3 protein-coding genes, 1 tRNA gene and 1 pseudogene are annotated in these 6,825 nt (G+C 50.2%); 2 read left to right on the top strand and 3 right to left on the bottom strand.

Annotated features, from left to right (window positions below):
• Positions 1-146 precede the first annotated feature (146 nt).
• Positions 147-1,069 (top strand): annotated as a pseudogene (locus IMQ48_RS15065) (IS5 family transposase).
• 735 nt (positions 1,070-1,804) lie between these two features.
• On the opposite strand, the gene IMQ48_RS15060 reads toward IMQ48_RS15065, so the two are convergent.
• Positions 1,805-1,880 (bottom strand) — tRNA-Phe (locus IMQ48_RS15060).
• Between the two features lie 105 nt (positions 1,881-1,985).
• A complete protein-coding gene (locus IMQ48_RS15055; RefSeq protein ID WP_196209680.1) occupies positions 1,986-2,693 on the bottom strand; it encodes a DUF554 domain-containing protein in 708 nt (235 codons plus the stop codon).
• A gap of 469 nt (positions 2,694-3,162) precedes the next feature.
• On the opposite strand from IMQ48_RS15055, the gene IMQ48_RS15050 reads away from it, so the two are divergent.
• Positions 3,163-5,298 carry an ornithine decarboxylase gene (locus IMQ48_RS15050; protein WP_196209679.1) on the top strand — a complete coding sequence of 712 codons (2,136 nt, stop codon included), beginning with the start codon at positions 3,163-3,165 and terminating at the stop codon, positions 5,296-5,298.
• Between the two features lie 77 nt (positions 5,299-5,375).
• On the opposite strand, the gene IMQ48_RS15045 is transcribed toward IMQ48_RS15050, so the two are convergent.
• A complete protein-coding gene (locus tag IMQ48_RS15045; RefSeq protein ID WP_196209678.1) occupies positions 5,376-6,632 on the bottom strand; it encodes a nucleoside permease in 1,257 nt (418 codons plus the stop codon).
• Positions 6,633-6,825 lie beyond the last annotated feature (193 nt).

The raw sequence follows: 6,825 nt of genomic DNA, 5'->3' as shown, positions 1-6,825 counted from the left end.
TTTTCCGGCTAATGGAGATCGAATTTATGTATTCAATCCTTCGTGATACCAAAAATTCATCAATGCCTGGGCTTTGTTGAATAAATCGAACTTTTGCTGAGTTGAAGGATCAGATCACGCATCTTCCCGACAACACAGACCGTTCCATGGCAAAGCAAAAGTTCAAAATCACCAACTGGCCCACCTACAACAAAGCCCTCATCAATCGTGGCTCCGTCCCTTTTGGCTGGATGATGAGGCTATTCAGGCCTGGTATGAGCCAGCAACGCCTTCATCCCGGGGAAGACCTCAACGTTATTCTGACCTTGCCATCACTACTGCCCTGGTGATTAAACGCGTATTCCGGCTGACCCTGCGGGCTGCTCAGGGTTTTATTGACTCCATTTTTACCCTGATGGACGTTCCGTTGCGCTGCCCGGATTACACCAGTGTCAGCAAACGGGCAAAGTCGGTTAATGTCAGCTTCAAAACACCCACCCGGGGTGAAATCGCGCATCTGGTGATTGATTCCACCGGACTGAAGGTCTTTGGTGAAGGTGAATGGAAAGTCAAAAAACATGGCAAAGAGCGCCGTCGTATCTGGCGAAAGCTTCATCTGGCTGTTGATGGCAAAATACATGAAATCATCTGCGCAGACCTGTCGCTGAACAACGTAACGGACTCAGAAGCCTTCCCGGGTCTAATCCGGCAGACTCACAGAAAAATCAAGGCAGCAGCGGCAGACGGGGCTTACGACACCCGGCTATGTCACGATGAACTGCGGCGTAAAAAAATCAGCGCTCTCATCCCCCCCCGAAAAGGGGCAGGTTACTGGCCCGGTGAGTACGCAGATCGTAATCGTGCAGTAGCGAACCAGCGTCTGAGCGGGAGCAATGCACGGTGGAAATGGGCAACAGATTATAATCGTCGGTCGATAGCGGAAACGGCGATGTACAGAGTAAAGCAACTGTTCGGAGGTTCACTGACGCTACGGGACTATGATGCCCAGGTTGCAGAGGCTTTGGCCATGGTGCATGCGCTGAACAAAATGACAAAGGCAGGGATGCCTGAAAGCGTGCGTATTGCCTGACAGAAGCAAACAGCTATAGGTATGTTTGCCCCAAATCTGATTTATTCAACAAAGCCCTAATTAAACTAACGAATTGCAGCTAACATATATGAGCTACTCTCGTGCTTCACGAATTTCTTCCGCGCAATGTACACGCTTATGGGACTATTATGTAAGTCTCCCTACAAAAAGATCCATGAATTTTTAGAGGGCCTCTGGCACTCCAGCTTCTCCTCCTGGCACGTAACGGACCTTCATTGACGCTATGCCAGACCTAAATTGCTGCTCAGCAGGGATTTTAACGCCGCCATTAACTTCACTTACTGGAGGCTTAGCAGTGGCTGGGAAAAGTTGGTTGACGGAGGGCTGACAACCGATTTTATTGAAAACCGTGAGCAAGACCGGGAATCCTTTCCGGGATTGTGAGGGGGTGAGCAAGCCTACCGGCGCGGTAGTGTTTTCCACACATCTGAAGTGAAGTGAAGCGATGCTGCTTGTCTTCTCCTGACCGGACAAAGACCGGATTCTGCCTTGCTGTGATCAATTCACCAGTAGGTATACTTGGTGGAAATAGTATTTATTGGCAGAGTGAAGACCAGCAGACGTTGGCACAATGACCGGAAGGGCATCGCTAAAGGAAAATGCTCAGGTGGGGCCCAAGGTGTAAAGCAATGCCTCCTGTGGCCGACACGACCAGAAATCTACCGGAACCCCAGAAAGCAAAAAACCAGCCCATAGGCTGGTTCTTCTAAATAGTGGTGCCCGGACTCGGAATCGAACCAAGGACACGGGGATTTTCAATCCCCTGCTCTACCGACTGAGCTATCCGGGCAACGAGGCGCATTAAAACCGATTCACCTCGTTTCGTCAACGAAATTTCTTCAAATTAATGCAGACTGCACAATCTATCACCACATTGCTGGTATTGCACGCATTGTCAGGCAAAAAAAGCCGTCCACGCGGCGGAAAGTGGCATGACCAGCAGTAGGGCGGGCAGCATATTCACAACGGCAAACATTTTAATTCCACAAATACGCAAGCCGGTTGCCAGCAACAGTAGACCGCCTACGGCACTAAAGTCAGCCATCATGGCTGGCGTGGTCAGCGGCAAAATCAGCGTAGCGCAGGTGGCTAGCGTCAGCTGGATTGCCAGCATCGGCACACATATGGCAGATACCGCAATTCCGAGCGAACAGGCGAAGATGATAGCGGTGAAGAAATCGAGAAACGACTTCGCGATTAATATATTCGGATCGCCGGTCATTCCTTCATGTATCGCCCCAAAGATCCCGGTACCGCTGGCGCAAAACAGGACAATGATGGCGACAAAGTTTTGGATAAAAGACTCGTGCGTTGAATTTGTATTCGACTTTGAGAACAGTTTCTGTGCTTTGGCGACCGCTGTGTTAATCCCTTTTTCCAGATAACAAAACTCACCAATAAGCGCGCCGACCAGCGTTGCCAACACCATGACTGGTAGATTGGCGCACTTGATGACGAGTAAGATCCCAATACCGAGCGAGGACAGTCCGAAAATGGAGGTCATTGAGACCCGAATACGTTCGGGTAAATGCTGGCTAAGCAGTGTGCCGAGAACGCCACCAAGTAAAATAGCGCTGGCATTAATAAAAGGTCCGATTACCACATGAACTCCTGCATACCCGTTATCGTCTTGATGATGAAGGCAATTTGCGAGGTATAATTATGTTTTCAGGTTGCATTATTATGCCGCTATTGTTCGGCGAAATGCTTGTTTATCTGTGAGGTATATGCATAGGATTTTATCTTGCGCCTGATAATGAAAGGTGCCATTATTGCGCGAATTTTCTCCTGTCTGAATGGGGTTGCCTGGGATGAATCAATTCCCCCTACATCACCTTCAACATCGCCTTTTTGTGCGAAGTTCCCCCCTTTCTGCGACATATCCTCATTATCCCACCATGCGGTGACGGCGGCGTACGCTCACTGCAGGATAACAGTAAAATCAGAGGCTATCTGCTTTTACTGATGTCTGGCGGTCGGGGCTGGTAACCAGTTTGACCAAACATTTCGTGGGACAACGCCGTGTGGTTTTGTCCGGGACTTTGACTTTCCCGAAACGGGTTTTTGCGCTTATGAAATCAATGAAAATTGCCGCCAGTGGTGAACTGGTCTCTCGTCTGTCTACCCATCGTCAGGTGGTATCACTGGACAGTACTGATTTTACTGATGTTGCGGCAGTCGTCATTACTGTTGCGGATAGCCGCAGCGGGATCCTGGCTTTGCTTAAATGCACAGGTTTTCATTTACCGGTGTTTATTTTCTCAGAGGTTACTGGCGAATTGCCTGCGGGCGTTGAGGCGGTCATTAACGGTAATGCACAGGACTGGCTTGAGCTGGAATCTGCCGCCTGTCGCTATGAGGATGATCTGCTGCCTCCCTTCTATGACACGCTGACGCAGTATGTCGAAATGGGCAACAGTACCTTTGCCTGCCCAGGCCATCAGCACGGTGAATTTTTTAAAAAACATCCTGCCGGACGGCATTTTTATGAGTTCTTTGGCGAAAATCTGTTTCGCGCGGATATGTGTAATGCCGACGTCAAGCTGGGTGATTTGCTTATTCACGAGGGGTCGGCAAAGCATGCGCAGAAATTTGCGGCAAAAGTGTTTAATGCAGATAAAACGTACTTCGTGCTGAATGGCACCTCTGCTGCCAATAAAGTGGTGACTAACGCGTTGCTGACGCGTGGCGATCTGGTGCTGTTTGACCGCAACAACCATAAGTCAAACCACCATGGTGCGCTGATCCAGGCCGGCGCTACGCCAGTCTATCTGGAAGCGGCGCGTAATCCGTTTGGCTTTATTGGTGGTATTGATGATCACTGCTTTAATGAAGAGTATCTGCGCGGTCAACTCCGCGAGGTCGCGCCACATAAAGCTGACCAGCCGCGTCCGTTCCGTCTGGCGATTATCCAGTTGGGGACTTATGACGGGACCATTTATAACGCACGACAGGTGATCGACAAGATCGGCAGTTTGTGCGATTACATCTTGTTTGACTCCGCCTGGGTTGGTTATGAACAATTTATTCCGATGATGGCCGATGGCTCACCCTTGTTGCTGGATCTCAAGCCCAACGATCCGGGTATTTTTGTCACCCAGTCGGTGCATAAACAACAGGCCGGGTTCTCACAAACCTCGCAGATCCATAAAAAAGATAACCATATTCGCGGTCAGGCACGTTTCTGCCCGCATAAACGGCTAAACAATGCCTTTATGTTGCACGCTTCCACCAGCCCGTTTTACCCGCTATTTGCTGCGCTGGATGTTAACGCTAAGATTCATGAAGGTGAGAGCGGACGTCGGTTATGGGCGGAATGCGTGGCGTTAGGGATTGAGGCACGTAAAGCTATTCTTGATCGCTGTAAGATGATTCAGCCCTTTATTCCTCCGACGGTGGAGGGTCAACCCTGGCAGACATACCCGACGCAGGTTATTGCCAGCGAGCGTCGCTTCTTTAGCTTTGAGCCGGGAGCAAAATGGCATGGTTTTGACGGCTATGCGCGCGACCAGTATTTTGTCGATCCGTGTAAACTGCTACTGACCACGCCGGGCATTGATGCGCAAACTGGGCAGTATACTGACTTTGGTATACCAGCGACGATCCTCGCACACTACCTGCGAGAGAATGGTATTGTGCCGGAAAAATGCGATCTCAATTCCATCCTGTTCCTGCTGACGCCAGCAGAAAGCGCAGAGAAAATGGCGCAACTGGTGGCGATGCTGGCTCAGTTTGAACAGCACATCGAGAACGATACGCCGCTGGCAGATGTACTGCCCACTATCTTCAACAAGTACCCAGTGCGTTACCGGGATTATACGCTGCGTGAACTGTGCCAGGAAATGCATGACCTGTACGTGAGCTTTGATGTGAAGGATCTGCAAAAAGCGATGTTCCGTCAGGAGAGCTTACCTGCCGTTGTCATGAACCCGCAGGACGCCAACAGCGCCTATATCCGGGGTGATGTTGAGCTGGTGCGTATTCGTGACGCTGCTGGTCGTATTGCGGCAGAAGGTGCGCTGCCTTATCCTCCCGGCGTGTTGTGCGTGGTACCCGGTGAAGTATGGGGTGGGGCGGTGCAGCGTTACTTCCTGGCGCTGGAAGAGGGCGTTAACCTGCTGCCGGGCTTCTCGCCGGAGCTGCAAGGGGTTTACAGCGAAACGGATGCCGACGGCATAAAGCGTCTGTACGGATATGTTCTGAAATAAAAACCGGATCGCGCAGCCGATACATTTTCGGCAAAAAAAAGGGTCACCGTCAGGTGACCCTTTTAAATCAATGAAGATTAGTGTGCGATAGTCTGCGTGCCAGCCGGAGTGCGAACGTGTTTGTACTTAAACAGTGCGACGAAGGCAAAGGCCAGGAACAGTGAGTAGCCCGCGAAGATCAGCCATACGCTCTGCCAGTCAGTAATGCCGTTCAGCGTAAAGTGTTCCACCACTTTTCCGCTCACCAGACCACCCAGAATACAGCCAAAGCCGTTGGTCATCATCAGGAACATACCCTGTGCACTGGCGCGAATTTCCGGACGAACTTCTTTTTCCACGAACACCGAACCCGAGATGTTGAAGAAGTCGAAAGCGCAACCGTAAACAATCATCGACAGAACCAGCAGCACGGTACCAAACGGAGTCGGGTCGCCGTAGGCAAACAGACCAAAACGCAGCATCCACGCCACAATACTGATCAGCATAACGTTCTTAATACCGTAACGGCTTAAGAAGAACGGGATGGTCAGGATAAACAAGGTTTCAGAAATCTGCGAGATGGACATCATCACTGACGCATGCTCAACGATGAAGCTACCAGAGAACAGCGGGTTATTATCGAAGCTGTGCAGGAAGGTATTACCGAACATGTTGGTAATTTGCAGTTCTGCGCCCAGCATCATCGAGAAGATGAAGAAAATTGCCATACGCTTGTTTTTAAACAGGGCGAAGGCATCCAAACCCATCATTGATGTCCAGCTCTGATTTTTCTGCTGATTAGCAACCGGAATATGCGGCAGCGTCAGGGTGAACAGTGCCAGCACCACGGACAGGGTTGCGCCGATATACAACTGCATATGGCTCAGTTCAAAACCAGAGAAGCTCACCGCCCACATGGCCAGAATAAACCCGATGGTGCCCCAGATACGGATTGGCGGGAAGTCGGTGACAATATCCATCCCGGCAGACTGCAGGCGATAGTAAGAAATGGTGTTGATTAACCCAAGCGTTGGCATATAGGCCAGGGAGTTAAGCAAGATCACAAAGAACATGGCCCCAGGTGTGGTGACCTCGGCGGCAGCGAACAGCGTACCTGCACCCACCAGGTGGCAAAGAGCATAAACCCACTTCGCACTGATCCATTTGTCGGCGACGATACCTAACAGCGTAGGCATAAATACGGCGGCAATCCCCAGGGAACTATAAACCGCACCAATGGATGCGCCGTCGAATTTAAGGGTGACAAACATATAAGAGCCGAGTGTCGTGAGCCAGCTACCCCACAGACAGAACTGCAGAAAGGAAAGGACTTTCAGCTGCAGCTTAAGATTCATGTTAATTTCCTCACACCGTAATGCGGATGGATGTTTTAAAAAGCACATTTGCCGTTTCAATATGATGTGATTCTATCAATGAGAAGGGGTGTTTTTTTGTTAGCTGTGACAAATATTTGCAAACAATTTCTAATTGCAAAGCAAAATAGTGACGCGGTTAACACTTTCTCCCTCTTCTGCCCTTCGTTTTACG

This window comes from Citrobacter sp. Res13-Sevr-PEB04-36 (assembly GCF_015672735.1).
Classification (GTDB): domain Bacteria; phylum Pseudomonadota; class Gammaproteobacteria; order Enterobacterales; family Enterobacteriaceae; genus Citrobacter.
This window is presented reverse-complemented; position numbering and strand designations above follow the sequence as displayed.

Excerpts from the sequence above, each read along its gene's own strand:
- IMQ48_RS15050 (WP_196209679.1), top strand. The coding sequence starts at position 3,163 with ATGAAATCAATGAAAATTGCCGCCAGTGGTGAACTGGTCTCTCGTCTG.
- IMQ48_RS15045 (WP_196209678.1), bottom strand. The coding sequence starts at position 6,632 with ATGAATCTTAAGCTGCAGCTGAAAGTCCTTTCCTTTCTGCAGTTCTGT.